The 24,867-nt window shown below is 71.2% G+C and carries 20 protein-coding genes; 7 read left to right on the plus strand and 13 right to left on the minus strand.

What is annotated here, in order from left to right:
• Positions 1-34: 34 nt before the first annotated feature.
• The 4 genes from NS220_RS12570 to NS220_RS12585 form a co-directional block, all read right to left on the minus strand.
• Positions 35-1,996 carry a serine/threonine-protein kinase gene (locus NS220_RS12570; protein ID WP_058624394.1) on the minus strand — a complete coding sequence of 654 codons (1,962 nt, stop codon included), beginning with the start codon at positions 1,994-1,996 and terminating at the stop codon, positions 35-37.
• Positions 1,997-2,103: 107 nt separating this feature from the next.
• Positions 2,104-2,433: a thiamine-binding protein gene (locus tag NS220_RS12575; RefSeq protein ID WP_058624395.1), complete on the minus strand. Its 330-nt coding sequence runs from the start codon at positions 2,431-2,433 to the stop codon at positions 2,104-2,106.
• Positions 2,434-2,443: 10 nt separating this feature from the next.
• Positions 2,444-3,748 carry a glycosyltransferase family 87 protein gene (locus NS220_RS12580; protein ID WP_058624396.1) on the minus strand — a complete coding sequence of 435 codons (1,305 nt, stop codon included), beginning with the start codon at positions 3,746-3,748 and terminating at the stop codon, positions 2,444-2,446.
• Between the two features lie 75 nt (positions 3,749-3,823).
• A complete protein-coding gene (locus NS220_RS12585) occupies positions 3,824-4,681 on the minus strand; it encodes an ADP-dependent NAD(P)H-hydrate dehydratase (RefSeq protein WP_058624397.1) in 858 nt (285 codons plus the stop codon).
• 43 nt (positions 4,682-4,724) lie between these two features.
• Between NS220_RS12585 and NS220_RS12590 the strand changes: the two genes are divergently transcribed.
• Entirely contained in the window at positions 4,725-5,783 is a 1,059-nt protein-coding gene (locus NS220_RS12590) for an NADH:flavin oxidoreductase/NADH oxidase (RefSeq protein ID WP_058624398.1), read from the plus strand.
• Between the two features lie 82 nt (positions 5,784-5,865).
• Here the strand turns inward: NS220_RS12590 and NS220_RS12595 are convergent, their stop codons facing one another.
• Entirely contained in the window at positions 5,866-6,921 is a 1,056-nt protein-coding gene (locus NS220_RS12595; protein WP_058624399.1) for a hemolysin family protein, read from the minus strand.
• The gene (locus NS220_RS12600) at positions 6,918-8,261 is read right to left on the minus strand and encodes a hemolysin family protein (protein ID WP_058624400.1); all 1,344 of its coding nucleotides are present in this window, start codon (positions 8,259-8,261) and stop codon (positions 6,918-6,920) included. The genes NS220_RS12595 and NS220_RS12600 overlap by 4 nt, the downstream gene beginning before the upstream one ends.
• 161 nt (positions 8,262-8,422) lie before the next feature.
• On the opposite strand from NS220_RS12600, the gene NS220_RS12605 reads away from it, so the two are divergent.
• Positions 8,423-9,454: a glycoside hydrolase family 76 protein gene (locus NS220_RS12605; RefSeq protein WP_058624401.1), complete on the plus strand. Its 1,032-nt coding sequence runs from the start codon at positions 8,423-8,425 to the stop codon at positions 9,452-9,454.
• Here NS220_RS12605 and NS220_RS12610 read toward each other — a convergent pair.
• On the minus strand, positions 9,444-10,898 hold the full coding sequence (locus tag NS220_RS12610; protein ID WP_058624402.1) for a GuaB1 family IMP dehydrogenase-related protein: 1,455 nt from the start codon (positions 10,896-10,898) through the stop codon (positions 9,444-9,446). The genes NS220_RS12605 and NS220_RS12610 overlap by 11 nt on opposite strands.
• 140 nt (positions 10,899-11,038) lie before the next feature.
• Between NS220_RS12610 and NS220_RS12615 the strand changes: the two genes are divergently transcribed.
• Positions 11,039-14,716, plus strand: coding sequence for a multifunctional oxoglutarate decarboxylase/oxoglutarate dehydrogenase thiamine pyrophosphate-binding subunit/dihydrolipoyllysine-residue succinyltransferase subunit (locus tag NS220_RS12615; protein WP_081323162.1), 3,678 nt, complete (start codon positions 11,039-11,041; stop codon positions 14,714-14,716).
• 69 nt (positions 14,717-14,785) lie between these two features.
• Here NS220_RS12615 and NS220_RS12620 read toward each other — a convergent pair whose 3' ends face one another.
• Genes NS220_RS12620 through NS220_RS12640 form a run of 5 tightly spaced genes read right to left on the minus strand, consistent with a single transcriptional unit; the run spans position 14,786 to position 20,905 of the window.
• The gene (locus NS220_RS12620; protein ID WP_153004274.1) at positions 14,786-16,087 is read right to left on the minus strand and encodes an alpha/beta hydrolase; all 1,302 of its coding nucleotides are present in this window, start codon (positions 16,085-16,087) and stop codon (positions 14,786-14,788) included.
• On the minus strand, positions 16,084-18,597 hold the full coding sequence (locus NS220_RS12625) for a bifunctional lysylphosphatidylglycerol flippase/synthetase MprF (RefSeq protein WP_081323163.1): 2,514 nt from the start codon (positions 18,595-18,597) through the stop codon (positions 16,084-16,086). Before NS220_RS12625 ends, NS220_RS12620 begins: the two co-directional genes overlap by 4 nt.
• A 38-nt stretch (positions 18,598-18,635) precedes the next feature.
• Positions 18,636-19,946: a GNAT family N-acetyltransferase gene (locus tag NS220_RS12630; RefSeq protein ID WP_058624405.1), complete on the minus strand. Its 1,311-nt coding sequence runs from the start codon at positions 19,944-19,946 to the stop codon at positions 18,636-18,638.
• 33 nt (positions 19,947-19,979) lie between these two features.
• Positions 19,980-20,222: a zf-HC2 domain-containing protein gene (locus tag NS220_RS12635; RefSeq protein WP_013583600.1), complete on the minus strand. Its 243-nt coding sequence runs from the start codon at positions 20,220-20,222 to the stop codon at positions 19,980-19,982.
• A complete protein-coding gene (locus tag NS220_RS12640) occupies positions 20,219-20,905 on the minus strand; it encodes a sigma-70 family RNA polymerase sigma factor (protein WP_440589463.1) in 687 nt (228 codons plus the stop codon). The genes NS220_RS12635 and NS220_RS12640 overlap by 4 nt, the downstream gene beginning before the upstream one ends.
• A 31-nt stretch (positions 20,906-20,936) precedes the next feature.
• Here NS220_RS12640 and aroA point away from each other — a divergent pair, with 31 nt between their 5' ends.
• The 3 genes from aroA to bcp are packed head-to-tail and all read left to right on the plus strand — an operon-like array spanning position 20,937 to position 23,830.
• On the plus strand, positions 20,937-22,286 hold the full coding sequence (gene aroA, locus NS220_RS12645) for a 3-phosphoshikimate 1-carboxyvinyltransferase (RefSeq protein ID WP_058624406.1): 1,350 nt from the start codon (positions 20,937-20,939) through the stop codon (positions 22,284-22,286).
• A 15-nt stretch (positions 22,287-22,301) separates the two neighbouring features.
• A complete protein-coding gene (gene rsgA, locus NS220_RS12650; RefSeq protein WP_058624407.1) occupies positions 22,302-23,360 on the plus strand; it encodes a ribosome small subunit-dependent GTPase A in 1,059 nt (352 codons plus the stop codon).
• A complete protein-coding gene (gene bcp, locus NS220_RS12655) occupies positions 23,357-23,830 on the plus strand; it encodes a thioredoxin-dependent thiol peroxidase (protein ID WP_058624408.1) in 474 nt (157 codons plus the stop codon). The genes rsgA and bcp overlap by 4 nt, the downstream gene beginning before the upstream one ends.
• 99 nt (positions 23,831-23,929) lie before the next feature.
• Here the strand turns inward: bcp and NS220_RS12660 are convergent, their stop codons facing one another.
• On the minus strand, positions 23,930-24,310 hold the full coding sequence (locus tag NS220_RS12660; RefSeq protein ID WP_058624409.1) for a hypothetical protein: 381 nt from the start codon (positions 24,308-24,310) through the stop codon (positions 23,930-23,932).
• A gap of 213 nt (positions 24,311-24,523) precedes the next feature.
• On the opposite strand from NS220_RS12660, the gene NS220_RS12665 reads away from it, so the two are divergent.
• Positions 24,524-24,772 carry a WhiB family transcriptional regulator gene (locus tag NS220_RS12665; RefSeq protein ID WP_013583608.1) on the plus strand — a complete coding sequence of 83 codons (249 nt, stop codon included), beginning with the start codon at positions 24,524-24,526 and terminating at the stop codon, positions 24,770-24,772.
• Positions 24,773-24,867 lie beyond the last annotated feature (95 nt).

Consider the following 24,867-nt stretch of genomic DNA (forward strand, 5'->3'; position numbering starts at 1 on the left):
CCTCAGCCCCGCGCCGCCTCAGCCCTGCGCGCCCTCACCGCGTGGTGATGCCGAACGGCGAACTCACCAGGTCGGTGAAATTCCCCACTCGCGCGCGCACCGTGCAGTCCGGGGCGACCGACAGCGCCGTCACGACGAGCCCGTCCGACGAGACGGTCAGTGCCCCGGCGCACCCGTCGCTGAAGCGCACCCCCGCCGTCCCTCCCGCGATGGCATCGAGCATGGCACTCGGCGCCCCCACCGAGGGGCTGGTGTACAGGGGGTTCACCGGGTCGGGTCCGCTCGGCCAGACCGGAAGGAGGGTGACGGGCAGCGCCGTTCCGCCGACCGTGCGGGCGGGGGTCGTGACCTGGATGTCGCGGAGGCGCTGCACGGGGTAAGAGGCCCCCGACACCTCGGCATCCGACACCGCCTCGGTCGTGGCCGCCGCGGCGGTCTTGAGCCATGCGTCGACGGCTTCCTGGCCGTCGAGCGCGAGTGAGACCTGCGCGGTGACCGTGACGGCATCCTGTGTCGGGACGGTCACGCCTTCGACGCTCCATCCGCAGTTCACCGAGATCCCGGTGACGCTGGCCTGGTTGCGGGTGACGGTGGCGTCCGACCAGGTCACGGCGGGACACGCGTCGGAGGTCGCCGCCCCCGGGAGCACTTCGAGGAACGGGCCGGTGAGCGGGGCGTTCTGCGCGCCGTACTCGATCGTGACCGTGGCGAGCTTCTTCTCGGGGTCGTAGCTGACCGAGCGGCTCACGCTCAGGCCTGTCGGCAGGGCGCGATCCTGCTGGCTCGCGGTCACGACGGGTCCGGCCGTGGCCGGCGTAGCCTCGCCGGCCGAGGGACGCAGGACGAGGAACGCGCCGACGGCGGCGACCGCGACCACCGCGGCACCGGCGATCCAGAGTGCGCGACCGCGCGGCATCCGCGTCCAGGGAGAGGTCTTCTCCGCCGGCTCTTCGGCGACGGGAGCGGGCGCCTCGCGGCGGGGCATCGGCCGAAGGACCGTCGCCTGACCGGCGGCTCCCAGATCCGGGGCCGGTTCGTCGGCGGGAAGGTCGACCGGTTCCGGGGCGCTCGGGGCGACGCCCCGAAGCACCGTCGCGGGCCGCTCCGCCTCGGCGAAGCCCTCGGGAGCGGCGACGGGGGCGAGAGCAGGCAGCGTCGCGACCGAGGCCGTCAGGCGGCGGAGGCTCTCTGCGGCCTCGGCGGCCGAGGGGCGCTCGGTCGGGGCCTTCCCGAGGAGACGGTGAAGAACCCGCCACACGTCGTCGGGCACGTCCAGTCGCGGTGCCTCGGCGCTGACGTGCCGATACGCGACCGTGAAGTCGGTTCCCGGGCCGGCGAACGGGGTGCGTCCCGAGAGGAGCTCGTAGAGCAGGATGCCGGTGGCGTAGACGTCGCTCGCCGGGCCCGCCTCACCCAGGGTGACGAGCTCGGGCGACATGTACTCAGGCGTGCCGATGATCGCGGTCGTGGAACGTCGACGCTCATCGAGCACGCGCGCGATGCCGAAGTCGACCACGCGGACCGCGGCGCCCGGATCCTGCGCACCCGCCTCCTCATCGCGCGCGAGCAGGACGTTGTCGGGCTTGATGTCGCGGTGGACCGTGCCGACCGCGTGAGCGGCCGCGAGGGCGTCGAGCACGGCGGCGGTCAGGGCGACGGCCTCCGCGGGCGGCAGGGTGCCTCGCTCGTCGAGGGCGTCGCGGAGGCTTCCTCCCTCGACGAGGTCCATGACGATCGCCAAGCGCTCGCCCTCGACCACGAGGTCGCGGACCGCGACGACGTGGGGGTGCCGCAGGCGCGTGAGCACCGTGCGCTCGCGGATGAAGCGTTCGACGAGCTCGGCATCCTGCGCGTGCTCGCGCCGGAGCACCTTGGCGGCGCGCATCGACTCGTCGCGCACATCGCGCACACGCCAGACCTCGCCCGCGGCACCGGATCCGATCCGATCGACGAAACGGTACGACGCGCCGAGCGCTTCCCCGATCTCCGGTTCCACCCGATCCCCCGCTCTCCCTGTCTCAACCTATCCGGCCGCGCGCACGGATCACGCCGCTTGCGCGACGCGCCCCGGCGCGGCAGGACGGCGGCCGGGTCAGCGCCGGCTCAGTCCGACGCGGCGTCGTCGATCGCGCGCTCGAGGCGTTCGATCTTGCCGTCGATCTCGCCGGTGCGCCCGGGGCGGATGTCGGCCTTGAGCACCAGAGACACGCGGGATCCGTAGGGAAGGACCGCGTCGGTGGCGCGTCTGACGACGTCGAAGACCTCGTCCCACTCGCCCTCGACTTCGGTGAACATCGAGGTCGTGCGGTGCGGGAGCCCCGAGGCGCGAACCACCGCCACGGCCGCGGCGACAGCGGCATGCACCGACCCGTCGGGGTTCTCGGCAGACAGGCTGCCCGTTCCGGACGGGGCGACGGAGAAGGCGACGAGCATGGTGTCGAGGTTAGTCGGCCGTCGCCGCCAGCACGGGCGCCTTGCGGCCGGTCACGAACTCGCGCAGGTCCGTCGGACGCGCCACGCGACCCACGGGGACGCGCACGACACGCACGATCGCCCAGACCATGAGCACGAGCGCGAGGACGTTCCGCGCCTCGAGCAGGAAGACCGGGAACGGCGCGGGGTGGGTGGCCATCAGCCCGTCGTAGACCATCGGGTACATCCACTGGGTGAGACCGGCGATCACGAGGGTGAGGGCGGCCAGCCCGTACCAGCGGCGGCGATCGATCATCAGGCCGAGGATGACGGGGGCGAACACCCACACGTAGTACTGCGGCGAGCCGACCTTGTTCAGCGCGATGAACGCGGTCACCAGCGCCAGCGAAAGCGGCGGGAAGAGCGTGACGAACGTCGCTCCGGCCCAGAGCTTGCGCGCCCCCACCACCGCGACACCCGCCATGACGAGCAGCATGAGCGGGGTCATGATCGCGATGACGGGATCGACACCCGGGCCGGTCACCTGGAAGGTGAGCACGCTGCCGTCGTAGTAGACCTCGGAACCGGGCACGTAGAACGAGGCGAGGATCATGTAGAGGCCCCCGACGGGTGCCTCCATCTGGATGCCGCGCGAGGTCTGATCGCCGACGAACCCGAGCACGAAGGGCGCGCCGCCCAGCGCCACCACGGGAATGACCGTGGCCAGCGACACGGCGACGGCGCCCCACACCAGGGCGAGTCGGCGCCGCACGACGATCAGGCCCGCGGCGAGGATCGCGGCCGGCCAGACCTTCATCCACACCGCGATCGACAGGAGGACGGATGCCAGGAACGGTCGGCGCACGAGCCAGATACTGCCGAGGATCGCGAACGGCACCGTGATCCCGTCGATGCGGTAGAGCCCGACCGGTCCGATCAGCAGGATGGCCACGAGCCAGAACCACGCCGCGAGCACGCGACCGCGCGAGCGGCCCTTCCCGACGAGGATGACGAAGGCGACGAAGTTCGCCAGGGCGACGGTGAGCGCCCACGCGGGGGTGTAGGTGATCGCCCACGCGAACACCCAGGCGAAGGTCATCGGCAAGAAGGCGAGCTGGGGGTAGATCCACTTCTCGGTGATGCCCGGCCATTCCCACGTCGCGGAGCGCGTGCAGGAGGTGACGTCGATCCCCCCGAACAGGGCGCAGCGCGACCAGGGTTCGTACACGAGGTACACGTCGCCCATGGGCTCGTTGGGCTGCTGGTAGCCCAGGATCGCCACGGTGACGTGCACGGCGACGAACGCGATCAACAGGGGAACGACACGCCTCAACACCGCCTCATCCTAAGCGGGTGGCCCTCTCCGCCCCGGACGGAGGCCCGTCCTGGCGGGGTCCCGGGCGGTCAACCGTTACGCGATCGAGTCCGACAGCAGCCCCGCCACGACCCGGGGCAGCGCCTCCGCGACGTCGAGCGCGGTGATCGGCCCCCCTTCTCCCCCGTGGATCCCGGATGCCGCCCGCCCGGCCGTCCCGTGCAGCCACGCGGCCGTGGCCGCGCACGCCGCGAAGTCGTCGAGGCCGCGGCGATCCGCGGCGACCGCTCCCGCCGTCACGGCGCCGAGCACCCCCGCGAGGACGTCCCCGGTCCCCGCGGTCGCCAGCCACGGCGTCCCGGCGCTGACCCGGCGGACCCACCCGTCCGCGGTGGCGACGATCGTCACCGCCCCCTTCAGCAGCACCACGCCCCCGAAGGCGGCGGCCGTCTCGAGCGCCGCGGCCTCCCGCGCGTCGTCGTCGGCGGCATCCGTCCGCGCCAGCCCGAGGTCGCCGCGCAGTCGGTCGAGCTCGCGCGCGTGCGGGGTCGCGATGACGGGGGCCGCGGCCCCGACGACGAGGTCGAGAGCGCCCGCGTCCACCACGACGGGCAGGTCGCCGTTCAGGATGCCGCGCAGCGCCGCCGTCTCCGCCGCGTCGCGCTCGGCGGCATCCGTCCCCGATCCGATCACCCAGGCCTGCACGCGCCCGTCGGCGGTCACGGTCTCGGGGCGACGCTGCAGCACGAGGTTCTGGGCGCGCTCGGGGCCGAGGTAGCGCACCATGCCCGTGCCGGTGCGCCACGCGGCCTCGACGCCGAGCATCGCCGCACCGGGGTAGCGCGCGGATCCGGTGCGCAGCCCCACCACCCCGCGGGAATACTTGTCGTCTCGCGCCGTTGGTCTCCGCAGGGCGCGGGCGGCATCCTGCCCCGTCCAGTCCTTCGCCGTCATGATCGCCAGACTAGACGGCCACCTGAGAACGCAAAGGTCCGACGTGAGCACCCTCTTCACACCTCTGTCCATCCGCGGTATCGAGACGCGCAACCGCCTGTGGGTGTCGCCCATGTGTCAGTACAGCGCGACCGAGGGGATGCCGAACGACTGGCACCACGTCCACCTCGCCCAGTTCGCGGCCGGCGGTGCCGGACTCGTCATCGCCGAGGCGACCGCGGTCTCGCCCGAGGGACGCATCTCCCCCGACGACGTCGGGCTCTGGAACGACGCGCAAGCCGAGGCCTGGGCTCCCCTCGTCGCGGCGATCCGCGCGCGCGGCTCCGTGGCGGGCGTGCAGCTCGGCCACGCGGGGCGCAAGGCCTCGACCACGTCGCCCCTCACGGGCGGCCGCGGCAGCGTCTCGCCCGCCGACGGCGGGTGGACGACCGTCGCCCCCTCGGCGCTGGCGTACGACTCGTTCGCCGCGCCGGTCGCGCTGGACGCGGCGGGCATCGAGAAGGTCGTCGCCGATTTCGCGGATGCCGCCCGCCGCGCCGTCGCGGCCGGGTTCGAGGTCATCGAGGTCCATGCCGCGCACGGGTACCTGCTGCACCAGTTCCTCTCGCCGCTGACGAACCACCGCGACGACGCCTACGGCGGGTCGTTCGAGAACCGCGTCCGCCTCGTCGTGCGGGTGACCGAGGCCGTCCGCGCCGCCGCACCCCGGGCCGCCGTCTTCGTGCGCTTCTCGGCGACCGACGCCGCCGAGGGCGGGTGGGACGTGGACGACACCGTCGCCGCTTCCCGACTCGTCGCCGAGGCGGGGGCCGATCTCATCGACGTCTCCAGCGGGGGTCTCGTGCCCGAGCAGCACATCGTGCCCGGCCCCGGGTACCAGGTCGACTATGCGGCGACCGTCCGCCGCGAGACCGGACTGCTCGTCGCCGCCGTCGGCATGATCGACGACCCGACGTTCGGCGAGCAGATCCTCTCGGACGGCCGCGCCGACGCGATCCTCTCCGCCCGCGAATGGCTCCGCGACCCGCACTACGCGCTGCGCGCCGCGGCCACCCTCGGCGACCCGGTGCCCGCTCCCGCTCAGTACGTCCGCGCCTACTGAGACGCGCGGGCGGGGCTGCCGCCCGATGGGAGAACACCGGATGCCACGCGGCTCAGGCCCCGTGGCATCCGGTGTTCTGGGCTCAGACGAAGCGCCGCCGCGCGGTGGCGTCCTGCACCTCGCCGACCAGCTCTTCGATGACGTCCTCGAGGAAGAGCACCGCGCGGACGTCGCCCGCCTCGTCGCGCACCTGCGCGAGGTGGCGACCGGACCGGCGCATGAGCGCGAGGGCGTCCTCGAGGTCGGTCGTCTCGAGCACCGACACCATGTGGTGGATGCGCTTGGCCGGGATGGGGCGCGCCATGTCAGCATCCGACCCGTCCGCCGCGCGGAGCACGTCCTTGAGGTGGACGTAGCCCGTGGGGTGCCCGGCCTCGTCGACGATCACGTACCGCGAGTAACCGTGCTGGGCCACCGCTCGTTCGATCTCGCCCGGCGTGGTCCGCTCCGGAAGGGTGACGAGTGCGGCCATCGGCACGGCGATGTCGGCGGCCTTCTTCTCGGTGAACTCCACCACGGCCGTGACCGTGCCGGAGGAATCGTCGAGGACGCCCTCGCGACGCGACTGGTTCACGATCGTGGCGACCTCATCGAGGGTGAAGGTGGATGCCGCCTCGTCCTTGGGCTCGACACGGAACAGTCGCAGCACGTGGTTCGCGGTCCAGTTCAGGGCGACGATGATCGGGTGGAACGCCTTCGACACCGCGACCAGCGGCGGGGCGAGCATGAGCACCGCCCGGTCGGGCAGCGAGAACGCCAGGTTCTTCGGAACCATCTCGCCGAACACCACGTGCAGGTAGGACACCAGCAGCAGGGCGACGACGAAGCCGATCACGCCGACCGCCGCCTCGGGCAGGCCCGTGAGACCCAGCGGGCCTTCGAGCAGATGGTGGATCGCCGGCTCCGAGACGTTCAGGATCAGCAGCGAGCAGATCGTGATGCCGAGCTGGCACGTGGCCAGCATGAGCGTCGCGTGCTCCATCGCGTACAGCGCGGTCTTGGCCGCGCGCGAGCCCCGGTCCGCGAGCGGCTCGACCTGCGAGCGCCGCGCCGAGATGACGGCGAACTCCGCGCCGACGAAGAAGGCGTTGGCGACCAGGAGCACGACCAACCAGGCGATTCCGGCCCAATCGCTCATCGCTGGTCACCCCCCTTCGCCGCGCGCACGAGGTCGCCGATGTTCTCCTCGACCGGGTTCGCGGTGTACTGGACGCGATCGACGCGGCGGCCGTCCATGCGGTTCACGGTCAGCACGCCCTCCTCGATCTCGACGGTGTCGCCCACCGCGGGGATCCTCTCCAGCGTCGCCATGATGAAGCCGCCCACGGTGTCGTACGCGTCCCCCTCCGGTACCCGCACCCCCGCGCGGTCCAGCGCCTCATCGGGACGCAGATCGCCGGGGAAGGTCAGCGAGACGGCCGTGCGCACCACGCCGGCGCGCGAACGGTCGTGCTCGTCGAGCACCTCGCCCACGATCTCTTCCACGAGGTCCTCGAGTGTCACGATGCCGGCGGTCCCGCCGTACTCGTCGACGACGATGGCCATCTGGTAGCCGCGCGAGCGCAGCTCCGACACGAGGGCGTCGAGGTGCACGGTCTCGGGAACGCGCAGCGGCTCGGTGGCCAGGGCGGCCACCGGAACCTCTGCGCGCTTCTCGCGGGGCACCCCGATCGCGGCTTTGAGGTGCACGACGCCGACGATGTCGTCCATCGACTCGCCGTACACGGGGAAGCGGCTGTGTCCGGTCCGACGGGCCAGTTGCACGACGTCGTCGGTGGGGTCGCCGGCGGCGAGCGCGTGCACGCTCGGGCGCGGCGTCATGACGTCGGCCGCGCTGAGGCGGGCGAACGTGAGGCTGCGATCCAGCAGCGACGCGGTGTCCTTCTCGAGCATGCCGGCGCTCGCCGACCGCTTGACGAGGCTCGACAGCTCCTCGGCCGACCGGGCTCCGGACAGCTCCTCCTTCGGCTCGACGCCCATCGCGCGGAGCACCCCGTTGGCGCTGCCGTTGAGCACCACGATCGCGGGCTTGAACACCGCGGTGAAGGCGACCTGAAACGGGATGACCAGCTTCGCCGTCTGCCGCGGGATGGCGAGCGCGAAGTTCTTCGGTACCAGCTCGCCGAGGATCATCGACAGCACGGTCGCGAATCCCACGCCGATCACCGCCGCCACGGAGACGGTCACCGCCTCGGGAAGTCCCCACGAGTCGAAGACCGGCCGCAGGAGGTTCGAGATCGCCGGTTCCATCGTGTAACCGGTGAGGAGCGTGGTCAGGGTGATCCCCAACTGCGCGCTCGAGAGGTGCGTCGAGGTGATGCGCAGCGCATCGATCGTGAGCGACAGGCGGGACTCGCCGGCGTCTCGTCGGGCCTCGAGATCGGCGCGGTCGAGGTTGACCAGCGCGAACTCACTCGCGACGAAGAGTCCGGTTCCCACCGTGAGAAGCAGCCCCACGCCCAGCATGACGTAATCCATCAGTCATCACCTCCGCTCGATCGGGGATCGGTCTCGGAGGAGGGTCGTCGGGGCCTGGGTCTACAACTGGGAGGGTCGTCCATCGTGCCGACGATTCTAGGGCAGCACCGCGCCCCTCGTGCCCGGTTCGTCACGATCCGTCCCCCGTGCAAGATGAGGGGATGGATGCCACAGCCCCGGTGCAGGCGCGTGCCATGTCCGCCGAGGCGGCCGTCGTCCGCCGCTTCGTCCACCGCCACGGCCCTGTCGCATGGGCGCACGCCGCCGCACCGGGGGTGGTGGGGGCCCGGACCTGGCACTACTGGTGGCACGCGCACCTGGTGCACGCGTTCGTCGACGCGCAGGAGCACCGCCCCGATGCGCGGCGCGCTCGACTCCTGCGCGAGCTGCACCGCGGCGTCACCCTGCGCACGCTCGGTCGCTGGACCACCCCGTTCTACGACGACGTCGCCTGGATGACGCTGGCGCTCCAGCGCTACGACGTCGGCGACCGGCACCTGGAGCGTCTCGTCCGACGGCTCGACGAGGCGATCGACCCCGCCGTCGGTGCACTCCCGTGGGCGGTGGGCAGCAGCCTCTACAACGCGCCCGCCAACTCCCCCGCCGCGATCGCCCTGGCGTGGACAGCGAGGCGCGGGGCAGCCGTCGATCTCGACGCCTGGGTCGCGGCGACGCTCGACGATCCGCGCACGGGGCTCGTCCGCGACGGCATCGAGCACGACGTCGTCCGCTCCGAGCTGTGGACGTACAACCAGGGCGTCGCGATCGGCTCGGCCCTCGCGCTCGCCGAGACGGCGCCCGACGCCGACTCGCGCGACGCGCACCTCGACCGGGCAGCCGGACTCGTCGTCGCCGTGGAGCACTGGTGCGCCGCCGACGGCGGCCTCCTCCCCTCGGCCGGGGGTGGCGACGGCGGGCTCTTCGCCGGCATCCTGGCCCGCTATCTCGCGGAGGCGACGATCCGATTCGCCGACGACCGGACGAACGAGGAGCACCTCGCGGTGTCCCGCCGCGCGCACCGGCTCGTGCGCGTGAACGCCGACGCCCTGTGGGAGAGGCGTCGCGGCGGCCTGTTCCCCGCCGACCCGCGGCGCTTCGCGCACCCGGAGGGCGACGACCTCGACCTGTCGGTGCAGCTCGGCGCGTGGATCACGCTCGAGGCCGACGTCGCGGCGAGCGCGATCACCAGCTGACGGGGAGCGCCTTGCCCTCTTCGTAGCCCGCGGCCGACTGCAGTCCCACCCGCGCGCGCTCGTGGAACTCGGCCACCGTCGCCGCTCCGGCGTACGTGAACGAGGAGCGCACGCCCGAGGTGATCATGTCGAGCAGGTCCTCGAGACCGGGCCGCTGCGGGTCGAGGTAGATGCGCGACGACGAGATGCCCTCGGCGAACAGTTCCTTCCGCGCCCGTTCGAAGGGATCGAGGCGTCCGAAGCGGCCCTGCACGGCCTTCGTGGAGGCCATGCCCCACGACTCCTTGTAGACCCGTCCGTCCTCGTCGGTGCGCAACCGCCCGGGAGATTCGATCGTGCCCGCGAACCACGAGCCGATCATGACGGATGCCGCGCCCGCCGCGAGCGCGAGGGCGACGTCGCGGGGGTAGCGCACCCCGCCGTCGGCCCAGACGTGCGCGCCGACGCTGCGCGCGGCCTCGGCCGTCTCAAGGACGGCCGAGAACTGCGGACGTCCGACCGCGGTCATCATGCGGGTCGTGCACATCGCGCCGGGTCCGACCCCGACCTTCAGGATCGAGGCACCGGCGTCGGTGAGGTCGCGCACGCCCTCGGCGGTGACGACGTTGCCCGCGGCGATCGGGATGCCGAGATCCAGCGCCGCGACCTCGCGCAGCGCGCGGAGCATCTGCGCCTGGTGCCCGTGCGCGGTGTCGACGACCAACACGTCCACGCCCGCGGCGGCGAGGGCGCGAGCCTTCGCCGCGACATCGCCGTTGACGCCGACGGCGGCGGCCACGATCAGGCGCCCCTCGGCGTCGACGGCCGGACGGTACACGGAGTCGCGCAGGGCGCTCCGCGCCGAGAGGGTGCCGACGATCCGGTCGCCGTCCACCACCGCGACGATGTCGGCCTCGCCCACGAGCGCGAACACCTCGCGGGGGTCGCCGACCTGCGTCACCTCGACCAGCGGAGCGTCGGTCCGGGCGATGTCGCCGAGGGTGGCATCCGGGAGCGCGGTCGCCAGGCGCGGGGCCGGTACGATCCCGCGGGAGTCGGTGAGGCCAATGATGCCGTCTTCGCGCGCGTCGGCGACGACGATCCCACGACCGGGCACCGGCGGCAGGACGAGACGGGCGTCGGCGACCGTCGCCGAGGGCGGGAGGACGAGAGGGGCGTCCCACGCCACGGGCTGGGACTTGACCCATCCCACCGCGTCGACCAGATCGGGGAGCGCCAGGTCCTGGGGCAGGACGCCGAGACCGCCGCGGCGCGCCAGGGTCGCTGCCAGGCGGGTGCCGGTGACCGAGTTCATGTTGGCCGAGACCAGCGGCAGCGTCGCACCGCTGCCGTCACTCGGGGCGAGATCGACGTCGAGACGACTGCGCACCTCGGAGTGACGCGGGACGAGGAAGACGTCCGAGTAGGTCAGATCGACATCGGGCTGAGCGCCGGAGAACTCCATGGCATCCACCTCACCACATCCGGGGAATGTAAAGACCCGGAAGCCGTCCAGAAACCTCGGCTAGGCTTGAACGAGTGCGTGACGGCGACAGTCGCGTGCATTCCACAGGAATCTTCATCGAGGAAAGCAGGCGATCGACTGTGTCGAGCCAGGTGACGGGCGTCGGTACTTCGAACGAGGGCGAGTTCGGCGCGAACGAGTGGCTCGTAGACGAACTCTACGAACAGTTCAAAGTCGACAAGCACTCCGTGGACAAGGCCTGGTGGCCGATTCTGGAGGCGTACCACCCGGTCGTCGACGAATCCGCCGCGGCCGGCAGTCCCCCGTCCGCTCCGGCGGCCGAGCCGAAGCCCGTGACGGCTCCGATTCCCGTCGTCGGTCAGGCCCCCGTGGCCCGCACCACGACCAAGCCCGCAGCTCCCCAGCCGATCCCCGCGCAGGCGCCCGCCGCAGCGCCCTCGGCCGGCTCGGAGAGCACCGAGGAAGACCGCGTGACGGTCCTGAAGGGGATGCCGAAGGCTCTGGCATCCAACATGGACGACTCGCTCACGGTCCCCACCGCGACGAGCGTGCGCACCATCCCCGCGAAGCTGATGATCGACAACCGCATCGTCATCAACAACCACATGTCGCGCACGCGCGGCGGCAAGGTGAGCTTCACGCACCTCATCGGGTGGGCGCTGATCCAGGCGCTCAAAGAGTTCCCGAGCCAGAACGTCTACTACGCCGAGGTCGACGGCAAGCCCTCGGTCGTGGCGCCCGCGCACATCAACCTGGGCATCGCGATCGACATGCCCAAGCCCGACGGCTCGCGCGCACTGCTGGTGCCGAGCATCAAGCGCGCCGACACGCTGACGTTCGGCGAGTTCCTCGCCTCGTACGAAGACCTCGTGCGCCGCGCCCGCAACAACAAGCTGACGCCGGCCGATTTCCAGGGCACGACGATCTCGCTGACCAACCCCGGCGGCATCGGCACGGTCCACTCCGTCCCCCGCCTCATGCGCGGTCAGGGCGCGATCATCGGTGCGGGCGCTCTCGACTACCCCGCCGAGTTCCAGGGTGCCAGCGCGAAGACGCTCAACGAGCTGGCGATCGGCAAGACGATCACCCTGACCAGCACGTACGACCACCGCGTCATCCAGGGTGCCGGCTCGGGTGAATTCCTCAAGAAGGTGCACGAGCTGCTCATCGGGCAGCGCGGCTTCTACGACGACATCTTCGCGGCGCTGCGCATCCCGTACGCGCCGATCCACTGGGCCGCCGACATCAACGTCGACATCTCGGAGCGCATCGACAAGAGCGCCCGCGTCCAGGAGCTCATCAACTCTTACCGCGTCCGCGGCCACCTCATGGCCGACATCGATCCCCTCGAGTACGTGCAGCGCACGCACCCCGACCTCGAGATCGAGTCGCACGGGCTGACGTTCTGGGACCTCGACCGCGAGTTCGTCACCGGCGGTCTCGGCGACCGGCGCGTGGCCAAGCTGCGCGACATCCTCGGCGTGCTGCGCGACTCCTACTGCCGCACCATCGGCGTCGAGTACATGCACATCCAGGACCCGGTCCAGCGCACCTGGTTCCAGAGCAACGTCGAGGTCAAGTACATCAAGCCCGGCCATGACGAGCAGCTGCGGATCCTGTCGAAGCTGAACCAGGCCGAGGCGTTCGAGACGTTCCTGCAGACGAAGTACGTCGGCCAGAAGCGCTTCAGCCTCGAGGGCGGCGAGTCGCTCATCCCCCTGCTCGACCAGATCCTGCAGGGAGCCGCATCCAAGGGCCTCGACGGCGCCGCGATCGGCATGGCCCACCGCGGCCGTCTGAACGTGCTGACCAACATCGGCGGCAAGACCTACGGCCAGGTGTTCCGCGAGTTCGAGGGCGCTGTCGCGATCGGCAGCAAGCGCGGCTCGGGCGATGTGAAATACCACCTCGGCACCGAGGGAACGTTCGTCGGCGACAACGGCGAAGAGCTGCCCGTCTACCTCGCCGCCAACCCCTCGCACCTCGAGACCGTCGACGGTGTGCTCGAGGGCATCGTGCGCGCCAAGCAGGACCGCAAGCCCATCGGCAGCTTCTCGTGGCTGCCCATCCTCGTGCACGGCGACGCCGCGTTCGCGGGTCAGGGCGTCGTCGTCGAGACGCTGCAGATGTCGCAGCTGCGCGGCTACCGCACGGGCGGCACGATCCACGTCGTGGTGAACAACCAAGTCGGCTTCACCACCACCCCCACCGATGCCCGCACCTCGGTGTACGCCACCGACGTCGCCAAGACGATCCAGGCGCCCGTCCTGCACGTGAACGGCGACGACCCCGAGGCCGTCGTCCGCGCCGCGGAGCTCGCGTTCATGTACCGCGAGGAGTTCCACCGCGACGTCGTGATCGACCTCGTCTGCTACCGCCGCCGCGGTCACAACGAGGGCGACGACCCCTCGATGACGCAGCCGCTCATGACGAACCTCATCGAGGCGAAGCGCTCCGTCCGACGCCTGTACACCGAGGCCCTCGTCGGCCGCGGCGACATCACCGAAGACGAGTACGAGCAGGCGAAGCAGGACTTCCAGAACCGGCTCGAGGTCGCCTTCGCCGACACGCACGAGGCCGAGACCGGCACGAACCCCGTCGTCTCGACCGAGGCGGCCGACGAGGTTCCCACCGGCGCCCCCGAGACGACCGGGGTGTCGCGCGAGGTCGTGCATCACATCGGCGACGCCTTCGTGAACAAGCCCGACGGCTTCACCGTGCACAACAAGCTCCAGCAGCTGCTCGAGAAGCGCTTCGACATGAGCCGCAACGGCGGCATCGACTGGGCGTTCGGCGAGCTCCTCGCCTTCGGGTCGGTGCTCATGGAGGGCACGCCCGTGCGTCTCGCCGGTCAGGACTCGCGCCGCGGCACGTTCGTCCAGCGTCACTCGGTGCTGCACGACCGCAAGAACGGCCAGGAGTGGCTGCCGCTGGCCAACCTCAGCGAGAACCAGGGCCGCTTCTGGGTCTACGACTCGCTGCTGAGCGAGTACGCCGCGATGGCGTTCGAGTACGGCTACTCGGTCGAGCGCTCCGACGCCCTCGTGCTCTGGGAAGCGCAGTTCGGCGACTTCGCCAACGGTGCCCAGTCGGTCATCGACGAGTTCATCTCCTCCGCCGACCAGAAGTGGGCGCAGCAGTCGAGCGTCGTGCTGCTTCTCCCCCACGGCTACGAAGGCCAGGGTCCCGACCACTCGTCGGCGCGCATCGAGCGCTACCTGCAGATGTGCGCGCAGGACAACATGATCGTCGCGCGTCCCTCGACGCCCGCGTCCTACTTCCACCTGCTGCGCCGTCAGGCCTACCAGCGCCCGCGCCGGCCGCTCATCGTCTTCACGCCGAAGGCCATGCTGCGTCTGCGCGGTGCGACGAGCCCCGTCGAGGACTTCCTCGAGGGGCGGTTCGAGCCGGTGCTGGGCGATGACCGCGGTATCGACGCCGGCGGCGTCACCCGCGTTCTCCTGCACGCGGGCAAGATCCACTGGGACCTGCGGGCCGAGCTCGACAAGAACCCGAACCCCGAGATCGCCCTGGTGCGCCTGGAGCAGTACTACCCGGCGCCGATCGAGGAGCTCACCCGCGTTCTCGCCAGCTACCCGAACGCCGAGCTGGTCTGGGTCCAGGACGAGCCCGAGAACCAGGGGGCGTGGCCGTTCATCGCCCTCGAGGTCGACGACAAGCTCGGTCGCCCGATCCGCGTCATCTCACGCGCTGCCGCCGCATCGACGGCGACCGGCTCGCCGAAGGTCCACGCGAACGAGCACGCCGAGATCATGAAGGCCGCGCTCGCGCGCTGATCCTTCGCCCGAGAAAGGCCCGGTCCGACGATGTCGGCCGGGCCTTTCTCGTTGCGTCGGCGTCGGTCGTCAGGACGCCGGCGGCGCCAGACCGAGGACCGGGGCCAGCACCGGAAGGGAATACGCGAGACTGGCGTCGAGGGCCTCGCCGGTGTGGCCGGCTCCGTCGACGACGTACGTGACGACCGTGAAGCCGGCGGCCTGCGCCGCCTCGGAGTTCGCCTTCTGCCCGGGCCCGTAGGTCGTGTCGAGACTCCCCCACGTGAAGATCGCCAGATGACCGGCATAGGTCCCGGCCGGAGCGGCCCCCATGATGACCGACGGCTTGGCCGCCTGGAACGCGTTGGCGTCTCCGCCGAACACGTCCTTCACCGTCTGGTCGACATGCTCGGACCCGGGGAACTCGTTGCCCATGATGTCGAGCATCTGTCCCCAGACCTGCGGATACTTCGCCCCGTACACCGCGGCGCACGAGCCGCCGTTCGAGAATCCACCGATGGTCCAGTACCGGTGGTCTTTGACGATGTTGAGCTTGGCCTCGGCCCACTTCGGCACGAGCTCGTTGATATAGGTGGCGACCGCCCCGAATTTCGCGGAGTCGACGCAACCGGGGTCCCGCTCGGGAGCGCCCAGCTGGTCGACGACCACCGCGATGGGCGCGAGGCCGTTGTGCTTCGCGGCGAAGGCGTCGAGCGCCTTCGCGAGGTTCGTGGGATCCGGGGAGCCCGGCTGCCCCATCATGAACACCAGGAACGGCAGGGCGGGCGGGTTCGCCACCTGCGCCGCCGGCGGAAGGTAGAGCGAGGCGTCGCGCGCGGCGTACTGTCCGGTCGGGATCTTGGCATCCCCCGTCAGGGCGCTCACGGACCCCTGCGACGGCATACCCGCCGGAGGCTGCCAGTTCTGGTACAGGGTCGCCGGATCACCCGAGGTGGCCGTCGGGGCGGGCAGCGATGCCGGGTCGAGGGCCTGAACGCCCAGGATGGCGGCCAGATTGTGCGTGACCCCGTACGCGGCGTTGACGCCGAGAGCTGCCGTGAGCAGGCCGGCCAGCACGGTCACGACGCCGACCAGGCGACGCCCCCAGGGTCGCCGGCAGATGCCGACGATGCCCACGGCGACGGCGAAGATGCCCCCGGTGGCCCAGGTCGCCGCATGCACGGGCAGCGGACCTTGAAACATCCCCTGCCCCTCGAGGATGTGGGCGACGACGTACATGACGATGCCCGCGGCGACGCCGATGAGGAGGGTGCCCACGATCCAGCGAGGCGCCCACACGACGACGGCGAGAGCACCGAGTCCCGCGAGGACGGCGCAGATCACGAGAAGAGGGCTGTCGATGAGCTCGAAAGACAGGAAAAAGCGGTTCACCGGCGACCCTCCCATGCTGTTCGCGCCAGGGCGACGATCTCACGGCGCGACGCGTCCGGGAGGTAGGCGCGGCCGACGGCGGCGCCGATGGACGGAAGCTGCAAGGGGTCGCGGTACGCGAGCGAGAGCGGTCGATACCGGGGACGGAACTTGCCTTTGAAGCGGAACAGCGACGCGAACCCGTACGCGGGCTCGAGCACTTCGGCGAGCCAACGCAGGAGCGCACGCAGCGGGGCGGGGTCGCCGTCGGCCGGCTCGTCGGGGTCGTCGGCGAGAGGCGCCCCCGACAGGCTGAGCACCGTGGCACCCTCCTCCTGCAGGTGCAGCGCCGCTTTGGCGATGAGGAACTCCATCATCCCGTTGGGCCCTTCGGCCCGTCGGCGCATGAAGTCGAGCGTCCAGCCCGTGAGTTCGCCGTCGGTCCAGCTCGGCATCCAGCTCGTGACCGCCTCGATACGGTCGTCGGGTCCGACCGCCAGGAGCAGGCGCACGTCGCGATCGCGCAGTTCGTCCAGCGAGCCCAGGGTGAAGCCCATCTCCGGGAGAGCGCGATCGGCCACCCATTCCTCGTCGATCGCGATCACCTGGGACGCCTGCGACACGGTCAGCTCGTGCCAGCGGGTCCAGACGGCGGTGTACCCCTCGCGTTCGGCCCGCGTGAGCGGCTGGCGCACCTTCTGCCAGGCCTTGCCGGCGAAGGTGAGCCCGGGCAGGTCCATCACGGTCTCGACGCCGACGGGGACCTGCCGCCAGCCGAGGTCGCGCAGGTCGGCCGCCGTCTCGGCGTGGATGCTGTAGAACGCAGGTGTCCACCCGTGCTCGAGACAGAAGTCGGTGAAACCCCGCAGGGCGTCCGGGCGTCCGCCCGGTGGGGTCAGCGGGTCGCCGACCGCGAGCGCCACGTCTCCGACGAGACGGTAGGCGACCGCACTCTGCCGGTCGGCCGACGACCAGTGACGGTTGCCCGCCCATGTGCCGAGGAAGCCGAGGGTGTCGCTGCCCCGACGCAGCAGCTGACGGTAGAGCGAGTCGTCGTCGCCATCCGGTCTCTGCACGCGGCGATACAGCCAGAGGATCGCCGCGATCACGATCGCCCAGAAGAGCACGCCCACCCACTGGTAGGCGAAGAGCGCCGGGCCGTGGTGCGGGAAGCCCGACGATCCGGGGTGCGTGTACGAGGGCGGGAAGAACCGGCGCAGCGTGAGCCCGAGCATGTCGAGCACCGAGATCTCGCGGTCGAAGGCGCGGCGACCGAGCTCCTCGATCACGAAGAACACCGAGCCGCACGCGACGAAGGCGACACCGGTGACGAGGGCGACCGTGCGCGCCGCGCGTCGCGTGGCCCGCAGGGGGAAGCGATGCCGGGTCAGCACGAGGGCGAGGGCGAGCACCAGGGGGATGACGACGGATGCCAGGGCCCACAGCACGTACTCCGCCCCACTGCCGTCGACCCACGGATCGATGCGCAGTCGCCCGTCGGCGAGGGAGAGCAGGGGCACGACCCCGGATGCCACGAGGGTGAGCACCGCGATGATGAGGGCGGAGCGGCGGCCCTGCCGGAGCCCCCACGCCGCGACCAGCATGAGCACGAGGGGAACGATCGCCAGCAGCGCCGGTCCCAGTCCGCGGGTCATCAGCAGGGCGATCTGCTCGTTGCAGACGGTCTCCGAGACCCTGTCGCAGCGCGCGAGCAGATCGTCGTCGTACTGCGTGTACGCGTCGACGACGAGCGAGAGGGGTCCGCGACCGCCGCCGCTGATGAGCGCGACGAGGGGGCCGCTGCCCACCACGGCGACCAGGAGGGCGAGAAGGGTCCGCGTCTCGCGCGTGGAGCTGCGGTGCCAGGACCGGAGCTCGATCCCACGGGCGAGCACAGCGCCGACGACGAGTCCGACGGATGCCGTGATGATGCGGTACCACGAGTCGGCGTCCCCGGCGTAGAGGGCGAAGAGCGCCAGCAGAGCGAAGCCCACCAGACGCAGCCGCCGGCGCCACAGGGTGAGCGCGAAGGCGCTGGACACCATCACGACGCCGGCGATCGGCGTCGTGGGATCGAGGACGGGCACCTCGGCGGCCACCACCGGTCGCAGATCCGTCACCGACCAGACGGCCGCGTGCATGCCGACGCCGGCGAGCAGGCCGACGACCCCGATCACCAGATACAGGATGCCGGTCCGCCGCGAGCCGAGCAGCCTCTCGGCCGCGGCGAGCACCGTGAGGGCGAGGACCACCGAGGTGATCGCGTCCACCGGCGAATCCGGGATGAAGAGCGCGGTCACGACCGTCCACCATCGTCCGGAGGCGAAGGTGGCGAGCGGACCGGCGCCCCAGACGAGGGCGTCCTCTCCCCACAGGGTGCCGGTCGCCGCCGACGAGGCCGTGATGAGGATCGCGACGCAGACCGCGACGGGATTGGCGCGGAGGAACCGCGTCAGGGCGGCCCCGACGGCGCGCGGATCGACGCGCAGCCGAGGGCGCCGCTGCACGGAAGAGGGAGGAGCATCGGACATCGCGAGGAGAGGTTACGGGGCGACCCTATGAGGCTCGCTCAGTACCAGATGTCCAGGAGCGGCGTGACCTCGGGGGTGAAGGCCGCGTCGAGGGCGGCCTGGTGCTCCCGCGGGCCGCGCACGAGGCCCGCCGCGGCGAGATCGCGCACACGCACGCCGCCCAACAGGAGCGAGCCCAGTGCTCCGACGGTCAGCTCGAGGTCGGTGGCACGATCCTGGGCCGCTCGGCCCACGACGGCCGACCCGTCGGCGTCGATACGGACGCTCCACGCGCCGTCCGCGAAGCCGAGCGGGTCCTCCACCCGCAGGACGACGTCGAGGGCCGCGGCGTACCGCCGCGCGCTCAGCGCCGCGGGGACGTCCAGGACGCGCAGCCAGTGGTGGTCGGTCGGCGTCACGGTCACCGCGCGACGGTCGGCGATCATCCACTGCACGGGCGGGGCGATCGGTTGCAGCGACGCCTTCACCTCACCGACGAGGTCGTGCTCGATCGCGAAGCGCCAGAGCGCCGCGGTGGCCTCGTCGCCATCGGCGAAGAGCGCACGCACCGTCAACACGTACGGGGAGAAGTCGCCGTCCGGGCCCGACTCGAGCGTGTAGACGAGGACGCCCCGCTCCTCACCCGCGGTGTCGCGATACGACACCGCGCGCACCTTCTTCGCATCCTTCGCGTCGGGGGTGAGCCCCGCCACGCCGCGCCAGCGGCCTTCCCACCCCGGCACCGCGCCGGGGCGCTCGACGCGGATCCGTTCGTGCACGCGGGCCAGTCGCTCGGGGAGGCTCTCGGGTGACACGAAGTCGAGGCGGCCCGGGGCGACCGGGCCGGTCCAGCGCGCACGCCTCGTGTCGACCGCGACGTCGGATGCCCACGCGGCGGGCGAGAAGCCCCACCGCCCGTAGATCGTGGCCTCGGTCACGGTGAGCCCGGCGAGCGGGAACCCCGCCGCCGCCGCGGTTCGCAGCTCTCCCGTGAGCATCGCGCGCGCGATCCCGCGGCGTCGATGGGTGGGCGCCACGGTGACAGCGCTGATCGACCAGAGCGGGATCGTGCGGCCGGGTGAGACGGTCAGCTCCGTCGGCCACGAATCGACCGTTGCCACCGGAGAAGCGGGATCGACACCGGCGCGGTCGAAGACGCCCGTCAGACGACGGGACGTCAGCGCGCGGCGTGCGCTCTCGACCTCATCCGCCGAGGGCTCCTCGCCGAGGAACCCCCGCGACACCGCTCGGAGGAAGGGTTCGAAGGCCGCGTCGTCCGCCGACACCGGGGTGTACTCGAGGCCGACGGCCTCCAGGTCGGCGGAGGAGGTGGCATCCGGAGCGAGACTGCGCGTGTCGGTGGTGGGCATGACTCCAGCCTACGGACCGACGGCACCGCCTCGTCAGTGAGCGGCTTGGACCGAGCGAAGTCGGGCGAGCACCTGGTCGCGCAGCTCTTCGGGCGCGGTCTCCTTGCACGCGCGGGCGACGACCTCGGTCAGCGTCCGTGCGACGAGGGCCTCGTCCTGGCATCCGGGGCAGTTCTCGAGGTGCTCACGGATGTCGCGGTGCTGGGTCTTGCAGACCTCGTTGCGAAGGTATTCCTCCAGGTCGCGCCGTGCCTGGTCGCAGCCGCAGTCGCTCATTTCTTCTCTCCCGTCGCGGCCTGGAAGCCGCGTTCCTTGGCGTAATCCGACAGCAGGTCGCGCAGAAGGCGGCGTCCGCGGTGCAGACGGCTCATGACCGTGCCGATCGGAGTCTTCATGATGTCGGCGATCTCCTGGTAGGCGAAGCCCTCGACGTCGGCGAGGTACACCGCCAGTCGGAAGTCCTCGGGGATCGACTGCAGCGCGTCCTTCACGACCGACGCGGGCATGTGGTCGATGGCCTCGGCCTCCGCCGAACGGGCGCTGGTCGCGGTCGTCGACTCCGCCCCGCCGAGCTGCCAGTCCTCGAGGTCGTCGATCGCGCTCTGGTACGGCTCACGCTGCTTCTTGCGGTACGTGTTGATGTACGTGTTCGTGAGGATCCGGTACAGCCACGCCTTGAGGTTCGTCCCCTGCGTGAACGTCGCCCACGACCCGTAGGCCTTGACGAACGTCTCTTGCACGAGGTCGGCCGCGTCGGCGGGGTTGCGCGTCATGCGCATCGCCGCGGCGTACAGCTGGTCCATGAAGGGCAGCGCCTGCTCTTCGAACTGCGCGCGGGGCTCCGCCACCGGCGGGAGGGTGTCTGCCGTGTCGTCCATTACGCGCCAGTCTACGTCGGGCGTGTCGACGACCACCGGGGTGGTCGGCTGCACGCCGAGGCGTTCGAGAAGTGCGGTCACGTGTCGTCCCCTTTCAGTAGGCTAAGAACCGATGACACGTCTCGGGTATTCCCTTTCCGCCGCCACTCCTCGTGGGGCGTGGAACGCGCCCGTCGCCGACGGAGCGGTGGATGCCACTGTCACGGTGCCCGGCTCCAAGTCGCTCACCAACCGCGAACTCGTGCTCGCCGCGATCGCCGACGGCCCCGGCATGCTGCACGCTCCCCTGCATTCCGAGGATTCCGTCCGCATGGTCGAGTCGCTGCGCGCCCTCGGCGTGGGCATCGAAGAGGTCGCGACCGACTCCCCCTTCGGGCCCGATCTGCTCGTCACCCCGCCCGCCGCGTTCGCCGGCGACTCCACGGTCGACTGCGGACAGGCCGGAACCGTCATGCGGTTCGTCGCCCCCGTGGCGGGGCTCGCCCGGGGCGATGTCGCGATCACCGCCCACGAGAGCGCGCTGCACCGGCCGATGGGGGCGATGATCTCCGCCCTTCGCGACGTCGGCGTCGACATCGACGACGGCGGCCACTGGGCCCTGCCGTTCACCGTCCGCGGGCACGGCCACGTGCGCGGTGGCGAGGTCGAGATCGACGCGAGCCAGTCGAGCCAGTTCGTCTCGGGGCTGCTGCTGGCCGCTCCCCGCTTCGACGTCGGTCTGCACCTGCGCCACGTCGGATCGCGTCTGCCGAGCATCCCGCACATCGACATGACGGTCGAGGCCCTCGCGCACCGCGGCATCCACGTCGAACGCCCCGCGGCCGGCGAATGGATCGTCCCGGCCGGGCCCGTTCGCGCGAAAGACGTCGCGATCGAGCCCGACCTCTCCAACGCCGCCCCCTTCCTCGCCGCGGCGATGGTCACCGGCGGGACGGTCTCCGTCACCGGGTGGCCCCTCCACAGCACGCAGCCGGGCGCCCTGCTGGCCGACATCCTCAGCGAGATGGGTGCGCGCGTGACCCGCCGCGGCGGGACGCTGACGGTCTCGGCAGGAGAGCGCATCGTGGGCCTCGAGCTCGATCTCTCCGCCGCGGGAGAACTCGCCCCCACGCTCTTCGGCCTCGCGGCGTTCGCCGACGGCCCGACCACGCTGCACGGCATCGGTCATATCCGCGGCCACGAGACCGACCGCATCGCGGCCCTGGTGGGCAACCTCCGCTCCCTGGGCGGAGAGGCGCACGAGCTCGACGACGGTATCCGCATCGTCCCGCAGCCGCTGCGCGGCGGGGAGTGGAAGGCCCACCACGACCACCGCCTCGCGACGACGGGCGCTCTGATCGGTCTGCGCGTGCCCGGCGTCGAGATCGACGACATCGGCACGACGGCCAAGACCCTCCCCCAGTTCGCCGCCCTCTGGCACGCCATGCTGGGCCTCGACGAGGACGCGGATGCCGCGCGCTGACGCTCGGAGCGTCGTGTGAGCTGGCTCGACGACACGGACGACGACGACCTCGATTACGACGAGTCGTCGATCCGGGTCCGCCCGAACCCCAAGGCGAACCGACCCCGCACGAAACGGCGTCCCGCACACGCGGACGCGCAGATCGCCCGCGTGCTGGGCGTGGACCGCGGCCGGTACACCGTTCTCCTCGACGAGGACGAGCCGACCGAGCGTCGCGTCCTCGCCACCCGCGCCCGCGAGTTGCGCAAACAGCCGATCGTCAACGGTGACCGTGCCCGTGTCGTCGGCGACCTCTCCGGGGAAGAAGGAACCCTCGCCCGGATCGTGGGGATCGAGGAGCGCACGTCCCTACTGCGGCGCAGCGCCGACGACACCGATCAGGTCGAGCGGGTGATCGTCGCCAACGCCGACCAGATGCTGATCGTGGTCGCCGCGGCCGATCCGGAACCGCGGGAGCGGCTGGTCGACCGGTATCTGGTGGCGGCGCTGGATGCCGGCATCCGTCCTCTCCTCGTGGTCACCAAGACGGATCTCGCCGATCCGAGCGAGTTCCTCTCGCATTTCGACGGGATCGATCTGCGGGTGTTCACCAGCGCGCAGGGCGCGATGCCGCTCGCGGAGATCGGGGAGGCCATCGCCGGACACTCCACGGTCTTCGTCGGGCACTCCGGTGTCGGCAAGTCGACGCTCGTGAACGCCCTCACCGGGTCGGAGCGGGCGATCGGGCACGTCAACACCGTCACGGGCCGCGGGCGCCACACCTCCTCATCCGCGGTGTCGCTGCGGTACCGCGGCACCGCGGGCTCCGGCTGGGTCATCGACACCCCCGGAGTGCGCTCCTTCGGCCTCGGCCACGTCGATCCCGCCCACGTCCTCGGGGCCTTCACCGACCTCGCCGAGGCAGCGGAAGACTGCCCGCGCGGGTGCACGCACCTGCCCGACGCCCCGGACTGCGCGATCGCGGAGGCCGTGGCATCCGGTCGCCTGGGCCCGGGGGCCGAGGCGCGACTCGACTCCCTCCACCGGCTGCTGACGACGTTCCAGGCCATCGAGCGTTCTAGGCTGGAGGGGTGACGAATCTCTCGAAGGGCGACACCGCCCCCGACTTCACCCTGCTGGACCAGGACGAGCACCCCGTCTCGCTGAGCGACTTCCGGGGTCGCCGCGTGATCGTGTACTTCTACCCCGCCGCCCAGACCCCCGGGTGCACCACGCAGGCCTGCGACTTCCGCGACAGCCTCGCGTCGCTCCAGGGCGCCGGCTACACGGTGCTCGGCGTCTCTCGCGACACCCCCGAGAAGCTGCGCGCCTTCCGCGACAGCGACGGCCTCACCTTCCCGCTGCTGAGCGACCCCGACCACACGGTGCACGAAGCGTACGGGGCGTGGGGCGAGAAGCAGAACTACGGCAAGACCGTCACGGGCGTGCTGCGCTCGACCTTCGTCATCGACGAGGACGGATCGATCGTCGAGGCGCAGTACAACGTCAAGGCCACCGGCCACGTCGCGCGTCTGCGCAAGGCACTCGGCCTCGCCACCGCCTGACATCAGGTCCCCGGTGCCGAGACCGCACGCATTCCTCGAAACCGCACGCGGCTGTTGTCGAATCCCTGCAGATTCGGTGATCGCGTGCGGTTTCGGCGTTCAGTCTTCGGGACGTCGGCGCGGGGCGGCAGCCCGGACGGCGAGCACGAGCAGCACGAGGCCGACCACGGCGGGGACCGCGATGAGCAGGGCGACCGCGGGCGCCGCCCACTCCCCCGTGACCGCTCCGAGCGCGACCGAGAGGATCAGCAGCTGCGTCACGATGCCCCCGGAGCGCCCCGCGGACACGCCGCGAGCGGTCGCGACGCCGAACGCTCCGACGGCGACCGCACCGATGACGGTGAGCACGATCAGGGCGATCGAGCTGACGGCGGAGTCGGTATCGCCCCCGATCAGGGCGACGACCTGCCAGCCCGCGAGGGCCAGGATGCCGACGGCTTCGAGGCCCAGAATCAGTGCAGCCGAGAGGCGAACAGGCATCGAGACAGCCCTCCCGGCGGATCTCATCACGCCGTTACGTTCTGGAAACCTACCGGTTACCTCTTGATCGTGCGGAATCGCTATGGGAGCATGGAACAAGCCGTGTGCTCCCACAGCGAAGTGGGGCGAGCAATCGCTCGCGTTCCCACCAGGGTACCGGACCCGAATGCCGGTGCCGAATCGACCAATTTTCTGTTACAAGGAGCACCCCCTATGGATTGGCGCGACAAAGCAGCCTGCCTGACCGTCGACCCCGAACTGTTCTTCCCGGTCGGCAACACCGGCCCGGCGGTCGATCAGATCGAGAAGGCCAAGTCGGTCTGCGCACGCTGCACCGTCACCGAGGTCTGCCTGCAGTACGCCCTCGAGTCCGGCCAGGACTCGGGCGTGTGGGGCGGTCTGAGCGAAGACGAGCGCCGCGCCCTCAAGCGCCGCGCCGCCCGCGCTCGCCGCGCGTCCTGACCTCACGGCATCCGCCGTTCGACGAAGCCCGTCCCTTCGGGGGCGGGCTTCGTCGTGTCCGCGCGGGAGCCGCTCGTCGTCCCCGCCCCGCGCCG

The sequence above is a fragment of the Microbacterium testaceum genome (assembly GCF_001476655.1).
Classification (GTDB): Bacteria; Actinomycetota; Actinomycetes; order Actinomycetales; family Microbacteriaceae; genus Microbacterium; species Microbacterium testaceum_C.